Consider the following 23095-nt stretch of genomic DNA (forward strand, 5'->3'; position numbering starts at 1 on the left):
CGGTTTTCAGCGGGATTTCCCTGGAGACGACGATGCGACGCACGACAGCGGCACGGGCCGCACGATGGATGGCGGCGGCCCTGTTCGCCGTGACCACCGCGCACGCGGTGGCGGCCGGGCCAACGGACGCGCAGCAGGAAGCCAACCGGCGGACGGTGCTCGCGTTCTACGAAAAAGGCCTGAACGAGAAGGACGCCGATGCCGCGCTCGCATACGTCGGTGATCGCTACGTGCAGCACAACCCGAACGCAGCCGATGGCCGCGACGGCTTCCGCAAGTTCGTCGCATTCCTGCGCGACAAATATCCGCAGTCGCACAGCGAGATCAAGCGCTCGTTCGTCGACGGCGACTACGTGATCCTGCACGTGCACGCGGTGCGCGAACCCGGCACGCGCGGCAGCGCGATCATGGACATCTTCAAGCTCGAGAACGGCAAGATCGTCGAGCACTGGGACGTCAATCAACCCGTGCCCGAACAGGCCGCGAACGGGAACACGATGTTCTGACGGGGGCCGGGTGCGCGGGCGAGTCGACGCGCCCGCGATCTCGCCGCATCGGCCGTGCGGGCGGCGCTGCGGCGTCCTTCACATTCGCGCTTGCTGCCTACTCCTCCAACTCCAGCATCGTCGCGAGCGCCTTCGTCAGTTCGCTGACCATCGGGTCGGCCGTCGGCCGATGCAGGATCGCGATGTCCATGTGCTCGATCGGCGCGAAGCCCTGCTTCGCGGTCAGCACGACGTGCTCGTCCGTCACCACGCGCGCGGGCAGCACGCTGATGCCGAGCCCGTCCGCGACGGCGGCCTGGATGCCGCTCAGGCTCGACGTCGTGAAGCTGATCCGCCAGCGGCGGCCGCGCTCCTCGATCGCCTTGATCATGTCGTCGCGATAGAGCCCGCGCGGCGGAAACACGACGATCGGCACCGGGTCGAGATCGATCGTCGGATGCTTCGCGCTGTCGATCCAGCGCAGCTTCTCGGGCCAGCGCACGACGGCCTCGCGGCTGTCGCGCCGCTGCTTGATCAGCACGAGATCGAGCTCGCCGCGGTCGTATGCCGCGCTGATGTCGCGGCTCAACCCGCACGTCACTTCGAGCTTCACCTGCGGATGCGCGCGCTTGAACGCCGCGAGCGCATGCGTCGTGCGGCCTGCCGCGAAATCGTCGGGCACGCCGAGCCGGATCGTCAGCGCGACCGTCGCGCCCGACAGCGCTTCGAGCATCTCGTCGTTCAGCGCGATCATGCGCCGCGCATAGCTGAGCACGGTCACGCCCGCGTCGGTCGGCCGCACGTCGCGCGTGCCGCGGTCGAGCAGGCGGTGCCCGGCGATTTCCTCGAGCCGGCGCACCTTCTGGCTGACCGTCGACTGCGTCGAATGCAGGCGCGCGGACGCCGTCGTGAAGCTGCCGCAGTCGGCGACCATCACGAGCGCGCGCAGCAGGTCGAGGTCGAACAGGGGTCTATTCATTTCTGCACTTTTGCGGATTCGAACATTTCATTTCCAAATGCGTGCGACGACTTTTAACATGGCCGGACGGAGTGGGCAATCGCGGTTTCGCCGGACGCGGAGTGACATTTCGTGGGCTGTTGAGGCGTCTGGCGCATATTCCAGTGGCGGTATAGGGTGCATTGCCGGAGCGGTCTGAACCGCGCTTGGAAAGTGCCGCGTCAATCGCCTGTGTAGACGTCGCCGTTCGCGAATATCCGGGGAAATACGCTGTGTGTCGGATGCGCATCGCACAGGGTAAACACGCAAAAATCACCGTTTTAGCCGTAGAACAGCCACTGCACTAGCCTTCAGGTTCGCGTCCGCCTTCACCGCCTTTCTATTCCCGTTTCCCCCGCTTGCGCTCAAAAATTGAGCGGTCTAGACTGCAACGCAGTTTCATCGAAGTCCCTGTCTTTCGCGCACCGCGCCGGGCCTGCCGGCGCACCGCTCCCCACCGGACGCCGGCGTTCGCCCGCCGCGTCGAGACCTACAAGGACGCACCATGAACCGCACTGCAAAGCTTCTCGTTACCGCGCTGGCGTTCGCGCCGCTCGCGTCGTTCGCGCAGGACACGTCGACGATCCGCTGGGGCATCGATCCCACGTATCCGCCGTTCGAGGCGAAGCAGCCCGACGGCTCGCTCGCCGGCTTCGACATCGACCTGCGCAATGCGATCTGCGAGCAACTGCATGCGAAGTGCGTGTGGGTCGAGCAGGGCTTCGACGGGATGATCCCGGCGCTGCGCGCGCGCAAGTTCGACGTGATCATGTCCGCGATGACGGCCACCGACGAGCGGCTCAAGCAGATCGACTTCTCGAACAAGCTGTATGCGTCGCCGGGCGCGCTCGTCGCACCGGTCGGCTCGACGCTGCTGCCGACCGCCGCGTCGCTCGCGGGCAAGCGCGTCGGGATTGACCAGGGCACGACGCAGGAGGCGTACGCGAAGGCCGAATGGGCGACCAAGGGCGTGACGATCGTCTCGTACCAGAACCAGGACCAGGTGTATCAGGATCTCGTCAACGGCCGCCTCGACGCGACCTTCCAGGACAAGACGCAGGCCGGCTACTCGTTCCTGAAGACGCCGCGCGGCAAGGGCTATGCGTTCGCGGGCCCCGACGTGACCGACGTGCGGATCACCGGCTACGGCGTCGCGATGGGCGTGCGCAAGGGCGATGAAGCGATGAAGAAGCGGCTGAACGACGCGATCGTCGCGATCCGCGCGAACGGCACGTACCAGAAGATCGCCGCGAAATATTTCGACTTCGACATCTACGGCGCGAAGCAGCAGCTGACGTCCGCACCGTGAATCAGTGATTCCGTGATTCATTCCATCGACAGGCACACCATGACGAGTATCCAGGATCGCGTCGCGCAAGCCGTGACGCCCGAACTGATCGCCGCGTTCCGCGAGGAAGGGGCGGTCTGCATCAAGGGCATCTTCTCGCCCGACGAAGTCGCCGCGCTGCGCGCCGGCATCGACGCAAATCTCGCGCAGCCCAGCGAGCGCGCGAAAGTCGCGAGCCGGCCCGACGATCCGGGCTGGTTCTTCGAGGATTTCTGCAACTGGCAGCACAACGACGCGTATCGCGACTTCATCGTGCGCTCGCCGGCGCCGTCCGTCGCGGCCGCGCTGATGGGCGCCGACACCGTGCGGCTGCATCACGAGCACCTGCTCGTGAAGGAGCCCGGCACGCGGCAGCGCACGCCGTGGCACCAGGACCAGCCGTACTACAACATCGAAGGCGACGACAACGTCAGCATGTGGATTCCGGTCGATCCGGTGCCGCTCGAATCGACGCTGGAATTCGTCGCAGGCTCGCATCTCGGGCCGTGGCTGATGCCGCGCACGTTCATGGACAAGGAAGCGAAGTGGTTCCCGGAAGGCAGCCTCGCGGATCTGCCGGACATCGAAGGCGACCGCGCGGCGTTTCCGATCCGCCACTGGGCGCTCGAGCCCGGCGACATGGTGTGTTTCCGGATGCTCACGCTGCACGCGTCGGGTGGTACGCAGCACCGTCGGCGCGCGTTCTCGATCCGCTTCGTCGGCGACGATATCCGCCACGCGCCGCGCCGCTGGAAGACGTCACCCGATTTCCCCGGGCTCGCCGAGCAGCTGCCCGATGGCGCGCCGCTCGATCATCCGCTGTTTCCGGTCGTGTGGTCGCGTGGCGCGGGGCAGGCCGGCGCGATCTGACGCGGGCGGGTGTGCATGACGAACGCGACGGCCGCTTCCTGACGAAACGGCCGCCGCGCGCTTTTGTACGTTGGGAAAGGGATCAGGTCGGGTGGCGTCCGGCGCCCGGCTTGAAGCGCGAGCCGAGCCGGTAGCGGTTGCCCGGATGCAGGAAGTGCACGAACGTGACGGGCTGCCCGTTCGTCCAGGTGCGGCGCGTGAGCGTGAGGCACGGCTCGTCGGCGCGCATGTCGAGCAGCCGGGCCTGTTCGCCGGTCGGCAGCGACGCATCGACCACGTGCTCGATCTCCAGTTCGTCATGCGACACATTGTTGAACAGGTACTCGGACGGCGGCTCGACCTGGAAATCCTGGTCGATGAACCCGGGCGCGGCGGCCGGGTTCACATAACGATCCTCGAGCTGGATCGGGCGGCCGTTTTCCTCGTGCACGCACACCACGTGAAACACCGGCGTGTTGACCGGCAGGCCGAACGCGGCCGCGACGTCGAACGACGCGGGCTCGCTCGACTGGCTCAGCACGCGGCAGCGATATTCGTGCCCGCGCGCGCGGATTTCGTCGCGGATGTGCGCGATCATCAGCAGGTTCGACTGCGGCTTCACTTCGGCGACGAACGTGCCGACGCCCGCGATGCGCTTCAGCACGCCTTCCTCGGTCAGCTCGCGCAATGCACGGTTGACCGTCATGCGCGCGACGCCGAACTGGGCGGCGAGATCGAGCTCGGACGGGATGCGATCCCCGGGGCGCCAGTCGCCCGCTTCGACGTTCTGGCGAACGAGCGTCTTGATCTGCTGGAACGGTGCGGTGGCCTTCGTGACCATCGGGGATCCTTGCGCGAAGAGGTGACGATGCTAGTCGTCGTGACTGACGATGACCAGGATCTCCGCCTGCGCGGTGCCGAGGCTGCGCGTGCGGTGCGGGATGAGTGCGTTGAAATAGACTGAATCGCCGGCCTTGAGTTGCACCGTCTCGTTCGGAAATTCGATTTCGACGCGCCCCTTGTGCACGAACAGGAATTCCTCGCCTTCGTGCTCGCGGAACGTCGACGCGACGAATTCGTGCGGCGGATGCACGACGAACGGCAACATCTTCTTCGGCGCGACGCCGGCCGCGATGCTTTCGAAGCGGTGTGCCTGGCTGTCCGCTGCCGCGCCCATCGCCGTGCGCTCGCCGGCGCGCGTGACCGTGATCAGTTCGCGGTTGTGACTTTCCGAGAACAACTGCTCGACGTCGACATTCAGTGCCTTCGACAACTTCAGTGCGACCGCGATCGACGGCACGCTCAGGCCGCGCTCGACTTTCGACAGATAGCTCTTGGTGAGGCCCGTCTCGTCGGCCAGCACGTCGAGCGTCCAGCCCTTCTGTTTTCTGAGCAGCTTCAGGCGAATCGTCATGGGGCGCGAGGTGTCCTTCGAAAAACCGATTGTAACGCATGACACAAAGTGTCCTGTGGTGTATCGTGTGTCATGTTTCTCCGGGAAAGCGGCCGCGGACGGCGCGACCGACCCGATCCATTCAGGAGGTGAACATGGCGGAAACGCTGAATCTGACGAAGGAGGCGCTGGTCGCGCTGGCGGAGCGGCGTCTGGACAACGCGGTGGGCGACAGCGCCTGGTCCGCGCGGCAGAAGCTCGCGCTTACGTGCCGGATCCTGTTCGACGCCGGTCACGATTCGGGCCTGGCCGGGCAGATCACCTGCCGCGCGGGCGACGCCGGCACGTACTACACGCAGCGGCTCGGGCTCGGTTTCGACGAGATCTCGGCGGCGAACCTGCTGCGCGTCAACGAGGATCTCGACGTCGTCGACGGCGAGGGCATCCCGAATCCGGCCAACCGGTTCCATACGTGGATCTACCGCGAGCGCCCGGACGTGAACTGCATCATCCATACCCATCCGGCGCATGTCGCGGCGCTGTCGATGCTCGAGCAGCCGCTCGTCGTGTCGCACATGGATACCTGCCCGCTGTACGACGATTGCGCGTTCCTGAAGGACTGGCCCGGCGTGCCGGTCGGCAACGAGGAGGGCGAGATCATCTCGAAGGCGCTTGGCAGCAAGCGCGCGATCCTGCTGTCGCATCACGGCCAGCTCGTGGTCGGCAAGACGATCGAGGAAGCGTGCATCCTCGCGCTGCTGATCGAGCGCGCCGCGAAGCTGCAGCTGCTCGCGATGGCGGCCGGCGAGATCAAGCCGGTGCCGCCGGCGCTGGCGCGCGAAGCACACGACTGGATTTCGAAGCCGAAGCGCGATGCGGTGACGTTCGACTACTACGCACGCCGGGCATTGCGGACGCATCAGGACTGCGTCGCATGAGCGGGCGATTCGCCGTTCTCGTCTCAGATCATCATTGAGGAATACCTATCGTGTCCATCCTGTTGAAAGGCATCATTGCCTACCCGGTTACGCCGTTCTCCGCTGACGGCGGCGTCGACCTGAAAGCGCTTGACGCGCTGATCGAGCGCCTGATTGCCGACGGCGTCCACGCGATCGCCCCGCTGGGCAGCACCGGCGAAAGCGCGTACCTGTCCGACACCGAATGGGAGGCGGTCGCCACCGCGTCGATTCGCGCGGTGCGCCGGCGCGTGCCGACCGTCGTCGGCATTTCCGATCTCACCACGGCGGGCGCGGTGCGCCGCGCGCGCTTTGCCGAACAGGCCGGCGCCGATGCGGTGATGGTGCTGCCGGTGTCGTACTGGAAGCTCGCCAACGACGAGGTCGTCGCGCATTATCGTGCGATCGGCGCAGCCATCGGCATTCCGATCATGCTGTACAACAACCCCGCGACGAGCGGCGTCGACATGTCGCCGGACCTGATCGCGACGATCTGCCGGACCGTCGACAACGTGACGATGGTGAAGGAGAGCACCGGCGATATCGGGCGGATGCACCGGCTCGCGCAGCTGAGCGACGGTGCGATCCCGTTCTACAACGGCAGCAATCCGATGGCGCTCGCCGCGCTTGCAGCGGGCGCGGCCGGATGGTGCACGGCCGCGCCGAACCTGAATGCGGCGTTGCCGCTGGCGCTGTTCGACGCGATGCAGGCGGGCGACCTGGCGCGCGCGAGGACGGTCTTTCATGCGCAACTGCCGCTGCTGCAGTTCATCGTCAACGGCGGATTGCCGGTGACCGTGAAGGCCGGGTTGCGCCTGCGCGGCTTCGATGCGGGCGAACCGAGAAAGCCGCTGATGCCGCTCGGCGACGCGCGCACGCGCGAACTCGAACGCCTGCTCGCGGCGCTGCCCGACGGGGTGACGACATGAGCGATACGGCACGGCCGCCGATCTCGGTCGCCATCGGCGCGGTACGGGTCGGCAAGCGCCGGCCGCTGGCCGGCACGCCGCACGCCAGTGCGATCGACAAGCAGCCGGTCGGCGCGCGTCTGTGGCTGGGCATGCTCGGCTTCGCCGGCGACGAGCAGGCCGATGCGCGGCATCACGGCGGCCCTGACAAGGCGGTGCATCACTATGCGCACGATCACTATGCGTGGTGGTCGGCGCAGATCGGCGTGCGCGACGTGCTTGCGCAACCGGGCGCGTTCGGCGAGAACGTGTCGACGCACGGCGTGACCGAGCACGACGTGTGTCTCGGCGACGTGTTCACGCTGGGCGGCGCCGTGCTTCAGGTGTCGCAGTCGCGGCAGCCGTGCTGGAAGCTGAACGCGCGCTTCGATCATCCGCGGATGGCCGCGCTCGCGCAGCAAAGCGGCCGGACCGGCTGGTACTACCGCGTGCTGCAGGAAGGCTGGGTGGAGTCGGGTGACGTGCTGGCGCTGCATGAGCGCCGCTACCCGCAATGGCCGCTGTCGACCGTGCTCGACGTGCTGTACCGGCGCACGCTCGACATGGCCGCGCTCGATGCGCTGTGCGACGTCCCGAACCTGCCGCCCGGCTGGCGCACGATGCTCGAAAGGCGCCGGACGGAGCGGCAGGTCGAAGACTGGACGAAGCGGCTCGAAGGACGATGATGTGCCGCGTGCCGCGTGCCGCGTGCCGCGTGCCGCGTGCCGCGTGCCGAGTGCCGAGTGCCGAGTGCCGAGTGCCGAGTGCCGTATGACTCAGTGGCTCGGCAGTTCCCGCACGTCGGCGGTGGGCACCGAACCGAACGCATCGCTCAGCGCATAGCCGATCAGCTGTCGCGCGGCCGCCTCGGGCGTCGCGAGTGCGCCGCTCGCCTTCAGCTGGTCGAATTTCTCGCGCATCGGGAAGTTGTCTTCGCTGGTCGAGCGGATCGTCGCCTGCATGCCCGTATCGACGACGCCCGGCGCGACGCTGCAGATCCGCAGCGCGCGGTTCGCGTCGAGTGCGACTGCGCGCGCATGGTGATCGAGTGCCGCCTTGGTCGCACAGTAGACGCTCCAGCCCGCGTACGCGTTGCGTGCCGCGCCGCTCGACACGTGCAGGATCCGGCATTCGGTCGTGGCCCCCGCCGCTTGCGTGAGCGCGGCCGACAGCATCAGCGGCGCCGCGACGTTCACGCCGACCGCGCGCGCGACGATCGCCGGGTCTTGCGCAGCGAGCGGGCCGATCGGGTCGACGATGCCCGCGTTGTTGAACAGCAGCACGATCGACGCGCCGTCGACGAAGCGGCGCAGCGTGTCGCCCGCCAGCCAGGCAGCGACGGCCGCCGTGTCCGACAGGTCGAGTTCGATTTCGGCGAAGCGGTCGCCGGCTTGCGACGCGAGCGACGGATGGCGGCTGCGCGACACGCCGAGCACGCCGACGCCTTCCAGCAGCAGTTGTTCGGCGAGCGACGCGCCGAGGCCGCGCGTGTGTCCGGTGACGATGGCGCGCACGTGCGGGGCGGAAGAGGAGGCGGTCATGGTGGTGAGCGGTTCGAAGAGGTGAACGGGATGAGCGGCGTCGACGCGCGGTGCGCATGCGTGGCGGCATGGCGCGCGGGTCGGGCGATGCGTGACGTGGTGCGCGAAGGCGGTCGCGCGGCGCCGCGGGCGTCAGGGTGACGCATATCGTAGCGCCCACCAGCGCGTCGCGCAAACGCCGCGGTGCGCAAGAACGCGGAATCCGCGTCGCGGCACCGCATCCATCGCCTCACGGCACCGGCCAGCCGACAGGTCGGATGAAAGCCTGCTGCGGCAAGCGCGCGCGCCGGCACGCCGCGCGGCGCCGGGCCACGCGACGCGAGCTATCATATGGCTCGCCCGTGCGCGATGCCGGACGGGCCGCGACCGTTTCCCTTCACCTGCTGCACGCTGCGACGCCACTCATGAACACCACGCCGGTTACGCCCACGCCACGCGCCCTTCGCGAACTCACGCCCCTCGAGGCCCGCATTCTCGGTGTGCTCGTCGAGAAACAGCACACGGTGCCGGACACCTATCCGCTGTCGCTGAATGCGCTGACCGCGGGCTGCAACCAGAAAACCGCGCGCTCGCCGGTGATGAACGTCAGCGAGGATGAAGTCACGACCGCGCTCGACGGGCTGAAGCACCTGAGCCTCGTGATGGAAGGCAGCAGCAGCCGCGTGCCGCGTTTCGAGCACAACGTGAACCGCGTGCTCGGCATCCCGAGCCAGGCGATCGCGCTGCTGACGATCCTGCTGCTGCGCGGCCCGCAGACGGCCGCCGAACTGCGCCTGAACAGCGCGCGCCTGCACGGTTTCGCGGACATCTCGTCGGTCGAGGCGTTCCTCGACGAGCTCGCGGCGCGTGCGCAGCCGCTCGTCGTCCGGCTGCCGCGTGCGCCGGGCGCGCGCGAGAACCGCTGGATGCACCTGATGTGCGGCGAAGTGAACATGGCCGACTTCGCGAGCGCGGAGGCTGGCGGTGTGGATTCCGTGCCGCCTTCCGAATTCGAAGCGCTGAAGGCCGAACAGAAGCGCCTCGCGGATGAAGTGGCGCGGCTGAATGCGTTGGTTATGCGGATGGCCGGCGAGCTGGGCATCGACGTCGACGCGCAAGGCGACGCGGGCTGACATCTGACATATAAGTATGCGCATCGCCCGGCCACGTTGCCACGTGGTCGGGCTGGAGCGCGATGCGGACACCACCCGCATCGCCGTGTTACTTCAGCTTGACGCCCGGCACGAGATAGCGCGCGCCGCCCGGTTTCAGGATCGGCGTGAGCGCCGCAAACGGCACATCGAGTTGGGGCCCGAGACAGGCGCCCGCCGCGTGACCGATTCCGGATACGACGAACGACAGCTTGCCGGGCGCATCGAGTTCGAACGCCAGATACTCGGGGAACACGTCGGCGCACGCCATTGAATCGCCGTGGTCATCCGTCGGGTGAGCACCGGATTCGGCCTTGTCGCGCAACCGCGTAATGAAGCTCACCAGCGCAGGGCTCGTTCCCGGGTCGCCGTCCTTGCCCGCCGCAGTCGCGTCGATCACGCGATTCCAGTCGAGGTACGTACCACGCAACAGGTCGAACGTGACCGGATCGTAGTGATTGTTCGGATGGGCGCCGCCGCAGAACGTACTGCCCGATTCCACGATGCCGAGTGCCGCGGGTGACAGCCACGTGACCGTCACCTGTTCTTCGTCGTAGCCGCCGAGCGAACCGGCCGCCGGCCCGTCGTCGGTATAGCGCGTCGACGCACATGCGAGCGCGGCGAGATTCATCTGCCAGTGCTGCTGCTCGAGCAGGCGGTTCACGCGTGCCATGACCGCCGGATCGGGATGGCGGCTCAGACGCGGATACATGAGCTTCGTGCGCGGGTCGCGCCACATCCGGTACGCGACGGTGCCGTCGCCGATCTCGGGGCCGGCCGGCTGCGCGTGCCCGGCGAGCTTCAGCGTGGCATAAGGCGCCTGCCGCATGTCGATGGCCACGCCGCTTGCGATACCGCTGCCGACGCCGCCGGCGATGCTGTTGGTGATCGCTTCGACGGAGCCGGGCGCAACCGCGTCGGGATCGTATTGGGCGACGCGGCGCAACGCGAAGCTGCGTGTCTTGCCGGAGCGCGCATCGATCCAGCGGCCGCGATAGCCGGCCTTATCCCGCGTGCCCTGCCAGGTGGCTGCGGCGTGATCGAAATCGGCTTGCTGACCGAATCCCAATGGCGTGCGGGCATCGTCCGGCAACTGCGTTCGCACGAGCGGTTCGACCAGTTGCGCGGGCGTGCCGTGCAGCGGAATATCGACGCCATGCTGCGCATAGAAGTAGCGGCCCGAGAGTGAACCATCCGCAGCCGGGCGATTGTCGAGTTCCATCACGACGGCGCCGGCGCCTTGCAGCGTTCCTTCGTAGACCGTGCGCGGGGCGGCATCGACGAAGCCCGCGCGCAGCGCGATCAGCACCAGCACCATCCGGATCAGCGGGCGCATCACCAGCGGCACCCGGTCTGTTCGGACGCGTCGCCGTCCGACTTGAAGCAGTACACCTCGGTGGAGACCTTGGCGAACGCGGGCAGCGACGCGCAAAGCAGCAGGGCGGCAAAAGATTTTTTCATGATGGGCCGGGGAAGGATGAAATGCGGTATCAACCGAGCACGATCCGCGTCGCGCCTGCATCGACGAGCCGGAACAGCAGGTCCTCGACGGCTGTCTCGGGCGCGGAGCCAAGATCCGCATTGACGCGCCACCCCTGTTCCGTGCGAACCGGTTCCGACAGGTAGTGAGCGATGCCGTGCAGGCCGTCTTCGGCCGGCGTGTTCTCGTCGTCGACGTCGAACCACGCGAAGAACCACGCCTTGAACGCCTCGACGGCCGCGCTTTCGTCGAGACCGTCGGCCTCGATCGCGGCCCAGTCCCACACGAACGGGCGGATCGACACGGCCGCTGTTTCGAGGTCGAATGCCAGCGGCTCGAACGCCAGCTGCGTGGTGGAATCGACCATCGCCGGCTGGCCGGCCGATTCGCCTTCGGTGGCGATGAGGTCGGCCCGGCAGGGCAACGCGAGCGGCCCTTCGGTGGCGAGCGTGCCGTCGGCCCGCCGGTAGGCCGGTTCGATGATCACGGCCGGTTGCGCCGCCGCTTTCGCGAGCAGGTCGGCATACGGTTGGCGGATGGCGCGGAGCAGTTCGGAGACGGTCATCGTGGCGTATCGGTTGGGCAGGGAGCGTTCGGTGACAGACAGCCGGTGTGCGGCGCGGCCGGCATCGCACGATGCGGCCTTCGGGACCGGACAGCCGTGATCGTACGGCACTTCGACAAAACGCGGACAGTCGGCCGAATGGCCGGAGCGACCGGGCGTCGCGTGACGACGGGTTTAGACGTTTACCTTCAAACAACGGAAAACCACCATCGAGTGCGTGCGCGTTGTGCTTCAATTCATCCGGTTTGTACTCCTACCAAAATGACGGATTCAGAAAAACCCGGATGACTCATTCACAGGAGACAGTCGATGGCTCGGAACCGGTTTTGAAGCGGCACGCACGATGGTCTGCAATACCGCGAACTTCCTTCGATGAAAGCAGGTTATTCCAGGGGCCCCAACCATGTCCTCCAGACGTTTCATGATGGCCGCGGCCGCCGTATCCGCGACGCTGGCCATGACGGCACCGCCGGCCAGCGCCGCCGCGCCGACCGTATCCGACCCGTTCTACACGTACACCGGCACGACGCCATTGGCGTCGATTCCACCGGGCACGGTGCTCAAGACGCGCAACGTCACCTATCACGTGGCCGGCATCCCCACCGCGCTGACCGCGCAGCAGTTGCTGTATCGCACCCATAACGCGCTGAACCAGCCGGTCGTCAACGTGACGTCCGTGATCCGGAGCCCGGTCAGCAACGGCCAGGCCATCTCGTACCAGTCGGCCTACGATTCGCTGAACCCGTACGACGAACCGTCGCAGGTGATCGCCGGCGACCGCGACGTCACGAAGATCATCAACGTCGGCACGCTGCTCTACAGCGCGGAATCGATTCCGCTGTCGTCGCTGCTGCTGCTCGGCTACAACGTCATCGTGCCCGATACGGAAGGCCAGACGGCTGATTTCGCCGCCGGCCCCGAATACGGGATGACGACGCTCGACTCGATCCGCGCGGCGCTCAATACGCCGTCCACGGGCCTGAATCCGTCGAGCAAGGTCGCGATGATCGGCTATTCCGGCGGCGCGATCGCGACGAACTGGGCCGCTCAGCTCGCGCCGAGCTATGCACCCGAGATCAACAGGCAGCTCGTCGGCGCGGCGGAAGGCGGCGTGCTGGTCGATCCCGCGCACAACCTGCGCTACGTCGACGGCAGCATCGTGTGGGGCGGCGTGGCCGCGGCCGCGCTGGCCGGGCTGTCGCGCGGCTATGGCTTCGACCTGACGCCCTATCTCAGCGATACCGGCGTCGCGGTGTTCAAGGACATCCAGAGCCAGTCGCTCGCCTACATCCTGCCGAAGTACACGGGGCTGCACTGGGGCACGCTGTTCAAGCCGCAATACGCGAACGACATCAACAGCATTCCCGTGTACGTGACGTATGCGAACAAGGTGAATGCGGGGCTGGCCCCATCGCCGACGATCCCGATGTTCATCGGCCAGGGCACGGCCGGCGCGCTCGATGGCACCTTCAGCAGCCAGGTGGGCGACGGCGTGATGATGGCGTACGACGTGCGCGCGCTGGCGCAGAAGTTCTGTGCCAGCGGCACGCCCGTCACGTACAACGAGTATCCGCTCGAACATGCGGGCGCGATCGTGCCGTGGGTGGCCGGCATGCTGCCGTGGCTCTACGACCGCTTCAACGGGAAAGCGGCGCCGAGCAATTGCTGGCTGACGTCGCTGCTGCCGAGCAATTCGCTGGCGCCCGAGACGCTGCACTAGCCGCCACGCCGCGGGTGATGCGGCGCATGGCCGGGCGACCCTCCGCGGGTCGCCTTTTTCTTTGCGCTTGTTGATCTCCGTCGCACTGCCGCCATGCAGCCGCGCCCGGCCCTCCGCCGCAACCCGCCGCCGTCCCGCCCGGGTGCCATAATCGAGCCTGCCCATCATTCCAGACGTCCCCCGGAGAATCACCATGCAGAACCTCGACAATCCTTCCCACGATCGCGAGGTAGGCAGCGCCGACGCGACGCAGGACACCACGCGCATCGACGACGTCCGCATCGGCGCCGTGCGCCCGCTGATTTCGCCGGCGCTGCTGCTGGACGAACTGCCGGTGCCGGCCGCCACGCAGACGCTCGTCGAAGATACGCGCCGCGCGATCGGCGACATCCTGCACGGCCGCGACGACCGGCTGCTGCTCGTCGTCGGCCCGTGCTCGATCCACGACCACGACCAGGCGCTCGATTACGCGCGCCGCCTGAAGATCGCCGCCGATGCGCTGAAGGACGACCTGCTGATCACGATGCGCGTCTACTTCGAAAAGCCGCGCACGACGGTCGGCTGGAAGGGCTACATCAACGATCCGCGCCTCGACGGCAGCTTCCGCATCAACGAAGGGCTGCGCGCCGCGCGGCAGCTGCTGCTCGACATCAACGCGCTGGGCCTGCCGGCATCGACCGAATTCCTCGACCTGCTGAGCCCGCAGTACATCGCCGACCTGATCGCGTGGGGCGCGATCGGCGCGCGCACGACCGAGAGCCAGAGCCATCGCCAGCTCGCGTCGGGCCTGAGTTGCCCGATCGGCTTCAAGAACGGCACCGACGGTGGTGTGCAGGTCGCGTCCGACGCGATCGTCGCCGCGGCCGCGAGCCATGCGTTCATGGGGATGACGAAGATGGGGATGGCCGCGATCTTCGAGACGCGCGGCAACGACGACGCGCACGTGATCCTGCGCGGCGGCAAGAACGGCCCGAACTACGACGCCGAGCATGTCGAGGCGAGCTGCGCGGTGCTGCGCAAGGCCGGCTTGCGCGAGCAGGTGATGGTCGACTGTTCGCATGCGAATTCGAACAAGTCGCACGACCGCCAGATCGACGTCGCGCAGGATCTCGCGCGGCAACTGTCGCAGGGCGAGCAGCGGATCGTCGGCGTGATGGTCGAGAGCCATCTCGAGGCCGGGCGCCAGGACCTGAAGCCGGGCGTGCCGCTGAAGTACGGCGTCTCGATCACGGATGCGTGCCTGAGCTGGACGCAGACGGAGCCGGTGCTCGACGTGCTGGCCGACGCGGTGCAGCAACGCAGGGTGTATTCGCGCAACGCATGACGGCGGCGATGCCGACATGACCGACTCCCCGTCCGACGCGCCGGCCATACCAGGCGCCCCCGCTGCTGCCGACCCGACGGCATCGACGGCGCCGGTGCCGCCCGGCAAGCTGTTCACGATGGCGGGCGTCGGCTGGGCGGCGTTCCTCGGTTCGCCGCTCGCAGGCGGCATCCTGCTCGCGGCGAACGCACGGCGTCTCGGGAATCGCGCGCTCGCGCAGCGGCAGATTCTCGCAACGGCGCTCGTCACGCTCGTGTCGATCGTGCTGTACGCGGCGGTGAACGTGCCGGAAGCCACGGAGGTGCAGCACGCGCTCGTACATGCCGTCGTCATCGCAGGTCTCGTCGGGACGATCGTCTATGCACGACACGCGCAAGGCGCGGCCGTCGCCGCTCATCGGGCCGGCGGCGGCGCGCTGCAATCGAACTGGCGCGCGGCGGGAATCGGCCTGCTGACGCTGCTCGGCGTCTGGTTGTCGATTGCCGTGGTGGGCGTGGCGCTGGGTGTCGCTGGCGTGTTGAACTTCAACTACGACCTGCAGATCATGCGCAATTATCCGGCGCCTGCGGCGCTGCGTCTGCCTCCGGAATGGCGGGTCGTGAGCCAGCCGGAGGATCACGGCGACGTGAGCTACCGGATCCGGCGTTTCAGGTTCGGACTGATCTCGGCGGGGATCGACTTCGTCATCGGCGATAAGAGCGACGATGCCCTGACGAGCATATGCGACGGGTGGGAGGATCCGGTCAAGGAAGGAGGCAGCGAGATCGAATCGCCGCATGCAGGGCACAGTACGATAGCCGGCCGACCCGCACAGACGTGCGAGCACAAGGAGGCGATCAACGAAGTAGTCGTCCACCAGGCGGTCGTGGTGACATCCGGTGACACGAAGACCTGCGCGCTGATATACACCGCGGGCGAGGAAAACTACGCGCGTTATCTGCCGGAGTTCGACCGCGTGCGCGATTCGCTGCGGTGTCCGTAACGTCGCCGTCGCAAGAGGCGCCTGACAGCGGCTGCGTCATCACGTCCGATGCAGCGTTTCGCGAGTGGCGCTAACATGGGCCGGTGTGATGCGTCGTACGGAAGCCTTCCCGTTTCACGCGGCGCATGCACGGAGGCGGCTTGGCCGGCCGCCGACACCGACAACAATTCACCGGAGTACATAACAGCATGGCTTTCTACAAGACCCTCATCGCAGCAACCGTCCTCGCCTCGAGCGTCAGCGCGCACGCGCAGATCGCGGGTGCGCAGCCGATCAGCGTGACCGTCGAGCAATCGCAGGCGCTGCTCGAAGGCTGGAGCGTGAAGAAGAGCGTGCTCGGCAAGGCCGTCTACAACGACGAGAACCAGAAGGTCGGCACCGTGCGCGACCTGATCGTCGCGCCGGACGGCTCGGTATCGGCGGCGATCGTGTCGGCCGGCGGCTTCCTCGGCGTGGCGGCGCACGACGTCGCGGTGCCGATCGCATCGCTCGACGTGCGCAACGGCAACATCTACCTGCCGGGCGCGACGAAGGATGCGCTGAAGGCGACGCCCGCGTTCCAGTACGCGAAGGTGCCGTCGCCGCCGAAGCCGAAGAAGCTCGACGACAAGCACTGAGCCAGCACGGATTGGCAATGCCCGGCGCGCAACGCGCCGGGTATTCCATTTGCGCTCAGCCGTTCGACGGATCGTCCGGTGGCGCGAGCGCCACGACGTGGCTGATGCCTTCGTGCGCCATCTTCGTATAAGGGCTGAAGCGCTCCGTATTGCGGACGAGTTCTTCCGCCACCGTGCGCTCGACGCCCGGCAGCTGCACGCGAATGTTCGCGTTCAGCATGAACAGCCCATCCACCGGATCGCGGCAGAAGTCGACCGATGCGCTGACCGACGCGCCGGTGATCGACACGCCGGCCCGCGTGGCGAGCAGGCTCAGCGCACCGTGAAAGCACGCCGCATAGCTCGCGGCAAACAGCTGTTCCGGGTTCGGGCCGTCGCCCGGCCCACCCAGTGCGGACGGCAGGCGCAGCGCCACGTCGAGGCAGCCGTCTTCGGAACGCGCGACACCCGATGCGCGCCCATGCTCCGTCGCCCCACCCGTGACGGTCACCGTCGTCGAATAGAGCGTCTGCGGTTCCCGCCCGCGATACTTGTCGAGCAGCGAGAGCGGCGGCGGCCGTAGCGGCGTCATGGCGTGCGCGATCCTGCGGTGCGGCTCAGCGCGCGGGCTGGTTTTTTTGAAACCACGTATCGAAGGTCGTCGCAGCGAGGCGCGCGCCGGGCGCGGGGACGAGCGTGTCGTCCTGCAGCATCGCGCCGAAGTAATCGGCGCCCGCGTCCCTGACCACCGTGCGCGGGTCGTGGGTGATCTTCAGGAAATGTTCGACCAGGTCGGCGATCCGCATCCGATCGGGGCCGCCGATTTCGGTGATGCCGTTGCGCGGTGCGTCCAGCGCGACATCGGTGACGGCGGCTGCGACGTCGTCCGATGCGATCGGCTGGAAGAACGCGGTGGGCTGCCGCGTGGTGTCGCCATCGGCGCTCGCTTGTGCGATCGCGCCGACGAATTCGAAGAACTGCGTCGAGCGCACGATCGTGTAAGGCACGCCCGCTGCGCGGATCAGGTCTTCCTGAATGAACTTGCCACGGAAATATGCGCTTTGCTGCAGGCGGTCGGTACCGACCACCGACAGCGCGACGTGGTGGCGCACGCCCGCCGCGCGCTCCGCGGCGAACAGGTTGCGCCCCGACGTCTCGAAGAATGCCTTCACGGCCGCTTCGTCGAACGACGGCGAATTCGCGAGATCGACCACGACGTCCGCGCCCGCCAGCGCGTCGCCCAGCCCCGCGCCCGTGATCGTATCGACGCCGGTCGACGGCGCTGCCGCCACGGCGTCGTGGCCGCGCGCGATCAGGTTCCTGACGACTTTGCTGCCGATAAGGCCGGTACCACCAATCACGACGATCTTCACGATTGCTCTCCTTGAACGGGCGCGCGGGAGGCGCGCCGCCTGAATCGGTCGAGGCCGGCGCGCATCGCATTCGCGCGCGAGCACCGGCACCGTGCCGAATGGCGTGCCGCGATGCCCGCACGCCGTTCGATCAGCCCGCATCGTAGGCAGATGCCGCGCGATCCGGTAGAGCCACGCAGGTGCTCACGGTGTTGCTTTGAATGCATCAATCGACCGTCTCCAGCGGCGCCGTCGTCACCGTGGTCATCGTGGTCATCGTCGTCAGGCACTGCAGGTCGCGTGCACGCGTCTGTTCGATCATGTAGTCGATGAATACGCGGATGCGCGTCGGCAGGTGCCTGCGGCTCAGGTAACACAGATAGTGTCCGCCGTCGTCCGGCGCGTGCTGGCCGAGGCAGCTCACCAGTTGCCCGTCGGCGAGCAGGTCGCACACCTGGTACGCGGGGAGTTGCGCGATGCCGAGCCCGTCGAGCGCCGCGCGCACGACCAGATCCATGTCGTTGAAGGTGTGATGCGCGGCGAGCTGGCGCTGCTGCGCCAGCCCGTCGACCTTGAATTCCCATTCCGTCGCGCGGCCCGATGCGGTGCGCAGGTTGATGCAGCGATGCTGCGCCAGCTCGTCCACGTGACGCGGCAAGCCGTGCCGGTGCGCGTATGACGGCGACGCGCAGACGATCATCTGCATCGGAATCAGCTGGCGCGCGACGATCGCGCTATCTTCCATGCGGCCGTCGCGAAACGCGACGTCGATGCGGTCGGCGGAGAAATCGGCCGGCCGGTCGCTCAGCAGCAGTTCGAGCGTGATGTCCGGATACTGCGCGTGGAAATCGCCCAGCAGCGGCGCGATGATCTTGCGGCCGAAGCCGGGCGTCGAGCCGATCCGCAGGTGTCCGCTCGGCGGGCCGCTGCGCAGCTCGCGCATGTCCTCGATCGCCTGCGCGAGATGTTCGATGCCCGGCCGGCAGTTTTCATAGAAGCGTTCGCCTTCACGCGTCAGCGACATGCTGCGCGTCGTGCGCTGGAACAGGCGCGCGTCGAGCCGGTCCTCGAGCCGCTGCACGTGGCGGCTGACCGACGAGCGGCCGACGCCGAGGCGATCGGCCGCCCGGGCGAAGCTGCCTTCGGTGACGACGGCCAGGAAGGTGACCACGCCGGCATAGCAGGTCGAGAAGCTGCGTGCAAACGGATCGTCGGCGTCAGGGCGGCGGATGGAAGTATCTGACATGAAGGTGCTGGAATCGTGGTGTCCTTACGCGACTAGACGTTTCAGCACAGCTGCCTGTGACACCGTCCGCCATCTTTTTTAAAAAAGACGCGGCGGCGGGCGGGCAGGCTATTTTCCCGGCACGGGCACGCGCTTCGATGGCGCGCGATGCGCGCACGTCAACCGGCGATGCAGGTTGCCGCGATCCGGGCGAGCTTGTCGGGGTTGCGCTGCACGAGAATCCGGACGATGCGCGTGCCGTCGGTCTCGAACGACATCGCGGCGTCGAGCTGCCCGTCGATGAAGCGCAGCATGGCCCACTGGCCGTTGAGCACGACGGACCGCATCTCGACCCCGCTGCCGTGGCGCAGCCACGTCGCATAGAACAGTTGTGCGACACGCCGGCTGCCGACCATTGGCCTCGGGACACTCCGGACCTTGCCGCCGCCGTCGCCGATCAGGATCGCGTCTTCGGCGAGCAGCGCCTGGATTGACGGGAAGTCGCCCTGCGCGAGCGCGTGCGAGAACGTCTGCAGCAACCGGTGGTGCGTTTCGCGCGGCACCGCGTGGCGAGGCGAGCCGTCGTCGCGCAGCCGCGCCTTGGCGCGGCTGACGAGTTGCCGGCACGCGGCTTCGGTCTTGCCGATCGCGTCGGCGATCCGGTCGTAGTCGATCTCGAAGATTTCATGCAGCAGGAAGGCGGCACGCGCCTCCGGCGTCAGCCGTTCGAGCAGCAGCAGGAACGCGACCGACACGTCGTTCGCGCGCTCGATGATTTCCTCGGGCGTGGCCGGTGATGCGTCGAGTTCCGGCTCGGGCAGCCAGATCCCCGTGTATTGCTCGCGCCGGAGCTTCGCGGCGCGCAGGCGGTCGATCGACGTGCGTGTCGTGACGGCGACGAGCCACGCTTCGGCGTTCTCGATCCCGTCGCGTGCCGTGTCGTGCCAGCGCAGCCAGACGTCCTGCACGATGTCCTCGGCGTCCGCGATGGAGCCGAGCATCCGGTACGCGATCTTCTGCAGGCGCGGACGCAGTGCCTGGAACGTGTGTGCGTCGTCGGCCGTCACAGCCACACCCCGCTGAACCCGAACGCGACGGGCCCGCTCAGGAGCACGCTGCCGGCACCGTCCCAGCGCACCGTCACGTCGCCGCCGTCGCACTCGACCCGAACGGTCTCGTCGAGCAACCCGCGCCGGATGCCATTGACGACCGCCCCGCACGAACACGATCCCGAACCGAGCGGCACGCCGCCGCCGCGCTCCCAGATGCGCAGGCGAACATGCGTGCGATCGATGACCTGAACGAAGTGCACGTTGGTTTTCCGCGGAAACAGCGGATGCGTTTCGATGGCCGGGCCGAGCGCCGCGACATCGAGCGCGCGGAGATCGTCGACGAAGAACGTGCAATGGGGATTGCCCATGTTGCACGCGGCCGGCGCGCCGGGCAGCGGCAGCGCGAGCGTGTCGAGTGCCTCGGCGAGCGGCACGTCGCGCCAGCCGGTGAGCGGCCTGCCCATCTCGACGGTGATCAGGCCGTTCGTCTCCGTCGAGCACACGAGATAACCGCGGGGAGTCCGCAGCACGAGCGACGACAGGCCGGTTTCCCGCATCAGCTGCCACGCGACGCCGCGCGTCGCGCTGCCGCAGGTGTCGAGCGGCGTGCCGTCCGCGTTCCAGAACGCGACACGGGCCGCCGCGTCGTCGCAGTCGGACACGACCGCGAGCTGGTTGAAGCCGATGCCGAAACGCCGGTCGCCCATGCGCCGCACCAGATCGGGGGCGATGTGCTGCGCTTGATCCTGATCCTGACCGCGCAGGTCGACGATGGCGAAGTCATCGCCATTCGCGTTCATCTTCTGAAATCCGAGCGGCATGACAGTTCCGGAAGAGGGGCAGGCGAACACTGTACGTGGCTCGCCGTTCGCGATCAATCGGCGCACGATGTCGTGCCCGCACCGTGCATCTACGTAATTCTACGTAGCTTCGCATACGTAGTTATCCGCTTGTAAGCCGCCCCGGTCGCGCGGAATACTACGGCCCATCGCCCCGGTCTCCGCGAGACCGCGGCACGACGCATCGACGTCACGTGTGTGCGGCCCCCTCGCCGCATGCCATCTAAAACCACATTGGAGACCAGGAGACGCCATGAATCGGGCTTCCAGTACCCTGCTCTGGATCGCGGTCGCGCTGCTCGGCGCGTTCGCGTTCGGCACGATCGCACTCGCACACGGCGAGCGCGTCAGTGCCCTCTGGATCGTGATCGCCGCAGTCTGCGTGTATCTGATCGCGTATCGCTTCTACAGCCGTTTCATCGCCAGCAAGGTCATGCAGCTCGACGGGCTGCGGATGACGCCGGCCGTGAAGTACAACGACGGCCTCGACTACGTGCCGACCAACAAGTACGTGCTGTTCGGCCATCACTTCGCCGCGATCGCCGGCGCCGGCCCGCTCGTCGGCCCCGTGCTCGCCGCGCAGATGGGCTACACGCCCGGCATGCTGTGGATCCTGGCCGGCGTCGTGTTCGCCGGCGCGGTGCAGGACTTCATCGTGCTGTTCATCTCGACGCGCCGCGACGGCCGCTCGCTCGGCGATCTCGTCAAGATGGAGCTCGGCACGGTGCCCGGCGTGATCGCGCTGTTCGGCGCGTTCCTGATCATGGTGATCATCCTCGCGGTGCTCGCGCTGATCGTCGTGAAGGCGCTGACCAATTCGCCGTGGGGCACGTTCACCGTCGCCGCGACGATCCCGATCGCGCTGTTCATGGGCGTCTACACGCGCTACATCCGTCCGGGCCGCATCGGCGAAGTGTCGATCATCGGCTTCGTGCTGCTGATGGCATCGATCGCGTTCGGCCAGCACGTGCACGATTCGCCGACGCTCGCCGCGTGGTTCACGTTCACGGGCACGCAGCTCACGTGGATCCTGATCGGCTACGGCTTCGTCGCATCGGTGCTGCCGGTGTGGCTGCTGCTCGCGCCGCGCGACTACCTGTCGACGTTCCTGAAGATCGGCACGATCCTCGGCCTCGCGATCGGCATCCTGGTCGTCGCGCCGGAACTGAAGATGCCCGCGCTGACGAAGTTCGTCGACGGCACGGGCCCGGTGTGGTCGGGCAACCTGTTCCCGTTCCTGTTCATCACGATCGCGTGCGGTGCCGTGTCGGGCTTCCACGCGCTGATCTCGTCGGGCACGACGCCGAAGCTGATCGACAACGAAACCAACGCGCGCTTCATCGGTTACGGCGCGATGCTGATGGAATCGTTCGTGGCGATCATGGCGCTGGTCGCCGCGTGCGTGATCGAACCGGGTATCTACTTCGCGATGAACGCACCGGCCGCCGTGCTCGGCTCGACGCCGGAAGCAGTGGCCAACACGGTCACGCAATGGGGCTTCGTGCTGACGCCCGACATGCTCACGCAGACCGCGAAGGCCGTCGGCGAAACGACGATCATCGCGCGGGCGGGCGGCGCGCCGACGCTGGCCGTCGGCATGGCGCACATCCTGCACCAGGTGATCGGCGGCGAAGCGATGATGGCGTTCTGGTATCACTTCGCGATCCTGTTCGAGGCGCTGTTCATCCTGACGGCGGTCGACGCCGGCACGCGCGCGGGTCGCTTCATGCTGCAGGACCTGCTCGGCACGTTCCACCCGGCGCTCAAGCGCACCGAGTCGCTGCCCGCGAACCTGGTCGCCACCGCGCTGTGCGTGGCCGCGTGGGGCTACTTCCTGTATCAGGGCGTGGTCGATCCGCTCGGCGGCATCAACACGCTGTGGCCGCTGTTCGGCATCTCGAACCAGATGCTCGCCGCGATCGCGCTGGTGCTCGGCACCGTCGTGCTGTTCAAGATGAAGCGCGAGCGCTATGCCTGGGTGACGATCGTGCCGACCGCGTGGCTGCTGATCTGCACGCTGACCGCCGGCTGGCAGAAGATCTTCGACGCGAACCCGAAGGTCAGCTTCCTCGCGCACGCCGCGAAGCTGCAGGCCGCGGTGGACGAAGGCAAGGTGCTCGCGCCGGCGAAGTCGATCGCGCAGATGAAGCGGATCATCTTCAACGACTACATCGATGCGGCGCTGGCCGGGCTGTTCATCTTCGTCGTCGTGGCGATCGCGGTGTACGGCGTGATCGCCGTGCTGCGCGCGCGCCGCGAGTCGAAGCCGACGGTGCGCGAGACGCCGTACGAAGCGATGCCGGCCGCGCAGGCGCTCGGCAGCGGACGTTAAGGG

At 67.3% G+C, this 23095-nt stretch carries 24 protein-coding genes; 12 read left to right on the plus strand and 12 right to left on the minus strand.

Annotation, left to right across the window (positions count from 1 at the left end; genetic code table 11):
- The first annotated feature begins 32 nt into the window (after window positions 1-32).
- A complete protein-coding gene (locus CFB82_RS18475) occupies window positions 33-506 on the plus strand; it encodes a nuclear transport factor 2 family protein (RefSeq protein ID WP_089484770.1) in 474 nt (157 codons plus the stop codon).
- Window positions 507-603: 97 nt separating this feature from the next.
- Here CFB82_RS18475 and CFB82_RS18480 read toward each other — a convergent pair whose 3' ends face one another.
- Window positions 604-1464 carry a LysR family transcriptional regulator gene (locus tag CFB82_RS18480; RefSeq protein ID WP_069252751.1) on the minus strand — a complete coding sequence of 287 codons (861 nt, stop codon included), beginning with the start codon at window positions 1462-1464 and terminating at the stop codon, window positions 604-606.
- A 523-nt stretch (window positions 1465-1987) separates the two neighbouring features.
- Between CFB82_RS18480 and CFB82_RS18485 the strand changes: the two genes are divergently transcribed.
- Complete coding sequence (locus CFB82_RS18485) at window positions 1988-2791, plus strand: ABC transporter substrate-binding protein (RefSeq protein ID WP_089433508.1); 804 nt, start codon at window positions 1988-1990, stop codon at window positions 2789-2791.
- 39 nt (window positions 2792-2830) lie between these two features.
- Window positions 2831-3679 (plus strand): phytanoyl-CoA dioxygenase family protein, encoded by an 849-nt coding sequence (locus CFB82_RS18490; RefSeq protein ID WP_089484771.1) that lies wholly within the window; start codon window positions 2831-2833, stop codon window positions 3677-3679.
- A gap of 82 nt (window positions 3680-3761) precedes the next feature.
- Here CFB82_RS18490 and hutC read toward each other — a convergent pair whose 3' ends face one another.
- Together hutC and CFB82_RS18500 are read right to left on the minus strand one after the other, a co-directional pair.
- Window positions 3762-4499 carry a histidine utilization repressor gene (gene hutC, locus CFB82_RS18495; RefSeq protein ID WP_069252748.1) on the minus strand — a complete coding sequence of 246 codons (738 nt, stop codon included), beginning with the start codon at window positions 4497-4499 and terminating at the stop codon, window positions 3762-3764.
- A gap of 30 nt (window positions 4500-4529) precedes the next feature.
- Window positions 4530-5072 (minus strand): helix-turn-helix domain-containing protein, encoded by a 543-nt coding sequence (locus tag CFB82_RS18500; protein WP_039340426.1) that lies wholly within the window; start codon window positions 5070-5072, stop codon window positions 4530-4532.
- A gap of 134 nt (window positions 5073-5206) precedes the next feature.
- On the opposite strand from CFB82_RS18500, the gene CFB82_RS18505 reads away from it, so the two are divergent.
- Genes CFB82_RS18505 through CFB82_RS18515 form a run of 3 tightly spaced genes read left to right on the plus strand, consistent with a single transcriptional unit; the run spans window position 5207 to window position 7640 of the window.
- Complete coding sequence (locus tag CFB82_RS18505; RefSeq protein WP_089484772.1) at window positions 5207-5989, plus strand: aldolase; 783 nt, start codon at window positions 5207-5209, stop codon at window positions 5987-5989.
- A 50-nt stretch (window positions 5990-6039) separates the two neighbouring features.
- On the plus strand, window positions 6040-6936 hold the full coding sequence (locus tag CFB82_RS18510; RefSeq protein ID WP_089484773.1) for a dihydrodipicolinate synthase family protein: 897 nt from the start codon (window positions 6040-6042) through the stop codon (window positions 6934-6936).
- Window positions 6933-7640, plus strand: a complete 708-nt coding sequence (locus CFB82_RS18515; protein ID WP_089484774.1) for an MOSC domain-containing protein — start codon at window positions 6933-6935, stop codon at window positions 7638-7640. The genes CFB82_RS18510 and CFB82_RS18515 overlap by 4 nt, the downstream gene beginning before the upstream one ends.
- 90 nt (window positions 7641-7730) lie before the next feature.
- Here the strand turns inward: CFB82_RS18515 and CFB82_RS18525 are convergent, their stop codons facing one another.
- The gene (locus CFB82_RS18525; RefSeq protein WP_089484775.1) at window positions 7731-8495 is read right to left on the minus strand and encodes an SDR family oxidoreductase; all 765 of its coding nucleotides are present in this window, start codon (window positions 8493-8495) and stop codon (window positions 7731-7733) included.
- Between the two features lie 404 nt (window positions 8496-8899).
- On the opposite strand from CFB82_RS18525, the gene CFB82_RS18530 reads away from it, so the two are divergent.
- Complete coding sequence (locus CFB82_RS18530) at window positions 8900-9607, plus strand: YceH family protein (protein WP_089448667.1); 708 nt, start codon at window positions 8900-8902, stop codon at window positions 9605-9607.
- An 88-nt stretch (window positions 9608-9695) separates the two neighbouring features.
- Here CFB82_RS18530 and CFB82_RS18535 read toward each other — a convergent pair whose 3' ends face one another.
- Genes CFB82_RS18535 through CFB82_RS18540 form a run of 3 tightly spaced genes read right to left on the minus strand, consistent with a single transcriptional unit; the run spans window position 9696 to window position 11670 of the window.
- Window positions 9696-10961, minus strand: coding sequence for a hypothetical protein (locus tag CFB82_RS18535; protein ID WP_089485005.1), 1266 nt, complete (start codon window positions 10959-10961; stop codon window positions 9696-9698).
- Window positions 10961-11086 (minus strand): hypothetical protein, encoded by a 126-nt coding sequence (locus tag CFB82_RS44020; protein ID WP_256990380.1) that lies wholly within the window; start codon window positions 11084-11086, stop codon window positions 10961-10963. The genes CFB82_RS18535 and CFB82_RS44020 overlap by 1 nt, the downstream gene beginning before the upstream one ends.
- Before the next feature lie 29 nt (window positions 11087-11115).
- Entirely contained in the window at window positions 11116-11670 is a 555-nt protein-coding gene (locus CFB82_RS18540; RefSeq protein ID WP_089484776.1) for a hypothetical protein, read from the minus strand.
- A 403-nt stretch (window positions 11671-12073) separates the two neighbouring features.
- On the opposite strand from CFB82_RS18540, the gene CFB82_RS18545 reads away from it, so the two are divergent.
- From CFB82_RS18545 to CFB82_RS18560, 4 genes are all read left to right on the plus strand, one after another.
- The gene (locus CFB82_RS18545; protein WP_089484777.1) at window positions 12074-13390 is read left to right on the plus strand and encodes a lipase family protein; all 1317 of its coding nucleotides are present in this window, start codon (window positions 12074-12076) and stop codon (window positions 13388-13390) included.
- 193 nt (window positions 13391-13583) lie between these two features.
- Window positions 13584-14714, plus strand: coding sequence for a 3-deoxy-7-phosphoheptulonate synthase (locus tag CFB82_RS18550; protein ID WP_089484778.1), 1131 nt, complete (start codon window positions 13584-13586; stop codon window positions 14712-14714).
- 16 nt (window positions 14715-14730) lie between these two features.
- Complete coding sequence (locus CFB82_RS18555) at window positions 14731-15696, plus strand: hypothetical protein (RefSeq protein WP_143750931.1); 966 nt, start codon at window positions 14731-14733, stop codon at window positions 15694-15696.
- A 188-nt stretch (window positions 15697-15884) separates the two neighbouring features.
- Window positions 15885-16313, plus strand: a complete 429-nt coding sequence (locus CFB82_RS18560) for a PRC-barrel domain-containing protein (protein WP_046548755.1) — start codon at window positions 15885-15887, stop codon at window positions 16311-16313.
- A gap of 55 nt (window positions 16314-16368) precedes the next feature.
- Here the strand turns inward: CFB82_RS18560 and CFB82_RS18565 are convergent, their stop codons facing one another.
- The 5 genes from CFB82_RS18565 to dapF form a co-directional block, all read right to left on the minus strand.
- Window positions 16369-16884: an Ohr family peroxiredoxin gene (locus tag CFB82_RS18565; protein ID WP_089484780.1), complete on the minus strand. Its 516-nt coding sequence runs from the start codon at window positions 16882-16884 to the stop codon at window positions 16369-16371.
- 25 nt (window positions 16885-16909) lie between these two features.
- Window positions 16910-17665 carry an SDR family oxidoreductase gene (locus CFB82_RS18570; RefSeq protein ID WP_089484781.1) on the minus strand — a complete coding sequence of 252 codons (756 nt, stop codon included), beginning with the start codon at window positions 17663-17665 and terminating at the stop codon, window positions 16910-16912.
- A gap of 205 nt (window positions 17666-17870) precedes the next feature.
- The gene (locus tag CFB82_RS18575; protein ID WP_089484782.1) at window positions 17871-18890 is read right to left on the minus strand and encodes a LysR family transcriptional regulator; all 1020 of its coding nucleotides are present in this window, start codon (window positions 18888-18890) and stop codon (window positions 17871-17873) included.
- A gap of 158 nt (window positions 18891-19048) precedes the next feature.
- Complete coding sequence (locus CFB82_RS18580; protein ID WP_089485006.1) at window positions 19049-19936, minus strand: RNA polymerase sigma-70 factor; 888 nt, start codon at window positions 19934-19936, stop codon at window positions 19049-19051.
- Window positions 19933-20742: a diaminopimelate epimerase gene (gene dapF, locus CFB82_RS18585; RefSeq protein WP_089484783.1), complete on the minus strand. Its 810-nt coding sequence runs from the start codon at window positions 20740-20742 to the stop codon at window positions 19933-19935. Before dapF ends, CFB82_RS18580 begins: the two co-directional genes overlap by 4 nt.
- A 271-nt stretch (window positions 20743-21013) precedes the next feature.
- On the opposite strand from dapF, the gene CFB82_RS18590 reads away from it, so the two are divergent.
- Window positions 21014-23092, plus strand: a complete 2079-nt coding sequence (locus CFB82_RS18590) for a carbon starvation CstA family protein (RefSeq protein WP_039349522.1) — start codon at window positions 21014-21016, stop codon at window positions 23090-23092.
- Window positions 23093-23095: the final 3 nt, after the last annotated feature.

The sequence above is a fragment of the Burkholderia sp. HI2714 genome (assembly GCF_002223085.1).
GTDB classification, from domain to species: Bacteria; Pseudomonadota; Gammaproteobacteria; order Burkholderiales; family Burkholderiaceae; genus Burkholderia; species Burkholderia lata_D.

Coding starts and splice junctions, on each gene's coding strand:
- CFB82_RS18560 (WP_046548755.1), top strand. CDS start 15,885: ATGGCTTTCTACAAGACCCTCATCGCAGCAACCGTCCTCGCCTCGAGC.
- CFB82_RS18550 (WP_089484778.1), top strand. CDS start 13,584: ATGCAGAACCTCGACAATCCTTCCCACGATCGCGAGGTAGGCAGCGCC.
- CFB82_RS18555 (WP_143750931.1), top strand. CDS start 14,731: ATGACCGACTCCCCGTCCGACGCGCCGGCCATACCAGGCGCCCCCGCT.
- CFB82_RS18535 (WP_089485005.1), bottom strand. CDS start 10,961: ATGCGCCCGCTGATCCGGATGGTGCTGGTGCTGATCGCGCTGCGCGCG.
- dapF (WP_089484783.1), bottom strand. CDS start 20,742: ATGCCGCTCGGATTTCAGAAGATGAACGCGAATGGCGATGACTTCGCC.
- CFB82_RS18505 (WP_089484772.1), top strand. CDS start 5,207: ATGGCGGAAACGCTGAATCTGACGAAGGAGGCGCTGGTCGCGCTGGCG.
- CFB82_RS18500 (WP_039340426.1), bottom strand. CDS start 5,072: ATGACGATTCGCCTGAAGCTGCTCAGAAAACAGAAGGGCTGGACGCTC.
- CFB82_RS18475 (WP_089484770.1), top strand. CDS start 33: ATGCGACGCACGACAGCGGCACGGGCCGCACGATGGATGGCGGCGGCC.
- CFB82_RS18590 (WP_039349522.1), top strand. CDS start 21,014: ATGAATCGGGCTTCCAGTACCCTGCTCTGGATCGCGGTCGCGCTGCTC.
- CFB82_RS18540 (WP_089484776.1), bottom strand. CDS start 11,670: ATGACCGTCTCCGAACTGCTCCGCGCCATCCGCCAACCGTATGCCGAC.
- CFB82_RS18545 (WP_089484777.1), top strand. CDS start 12,074: ATGTCCTCCAGACGTTTCATGATGGCCGCGGCCGCCGTATCCGCGACG.
- CFB82_RS18515 (WP_089484774.1), top strand. CDS start 6,933: ATGAGCGATACGGCACGGCCGCCGATCTCGGTCGCCATCGGCGCGGTA.
- CFB82_RS18530 (WP_089448667.1), top strand. CDS start 8,900: ATGAACACCACGCCGGTTACGCCCACGCCACGCGCCCTTCGCGAACTC.
- CFB82_RS18490 (WP_089484771.1), top strand. CDS start 2,831: ATGACGAGTATCCAGGATCGCGTCGCGCAAGCCGTGACGCCCGAACTG.
- CFB82_RS18525 (WP_089484775.1), bottom strand. CDS start 8,495: ATGACCGCCTCCTCTTCCGCCCCGCACGTGCGCGCCATCGTCACCGGA.
- CFB82_RS18485 (WP_089433508.1), top strand. CDS start 1,988: ATGAACCGCACTGCAAAGCTTCTCGTTACCGCGCTGGCGTTCGCGCCG.
- CFB82_RS18480 (WP_069252751.1), bottom strand. CDS start 1,464: ATGAATAGACCCCTGTTCGACCTCGACCTGCTGCGCGCGCTCGTGATG.
- CFB82_RS18565 (WP_089484780.1), bottom strand. CDS start 16,884: ATGACGCCGCTACGGCCGCCGCCGCTCTCGCTGCTCGACAAGTATCGC.
- hutC (WP_069252748.1), bottom strand. CDS start 4,499: ATGGTCACGAAGGCCACCGCACCGTTCCAGCAGATCAAGACGCTCGTT.
- CFB82_RS18575 (WP_089484782.1), bottom strand. CDS start 18,890: ATGTCAGATACTTCCATCCGCCGCCCTGACGCCGACGATCCGTTTGCA.
- CFB82_RS44020 (WP_256990380.1), bottom strand. CDS start 11,086: ATGAAAAAATCTTTTGCCGCCCTGCTGCTTTGCGCGTCGCTGCCCGCG.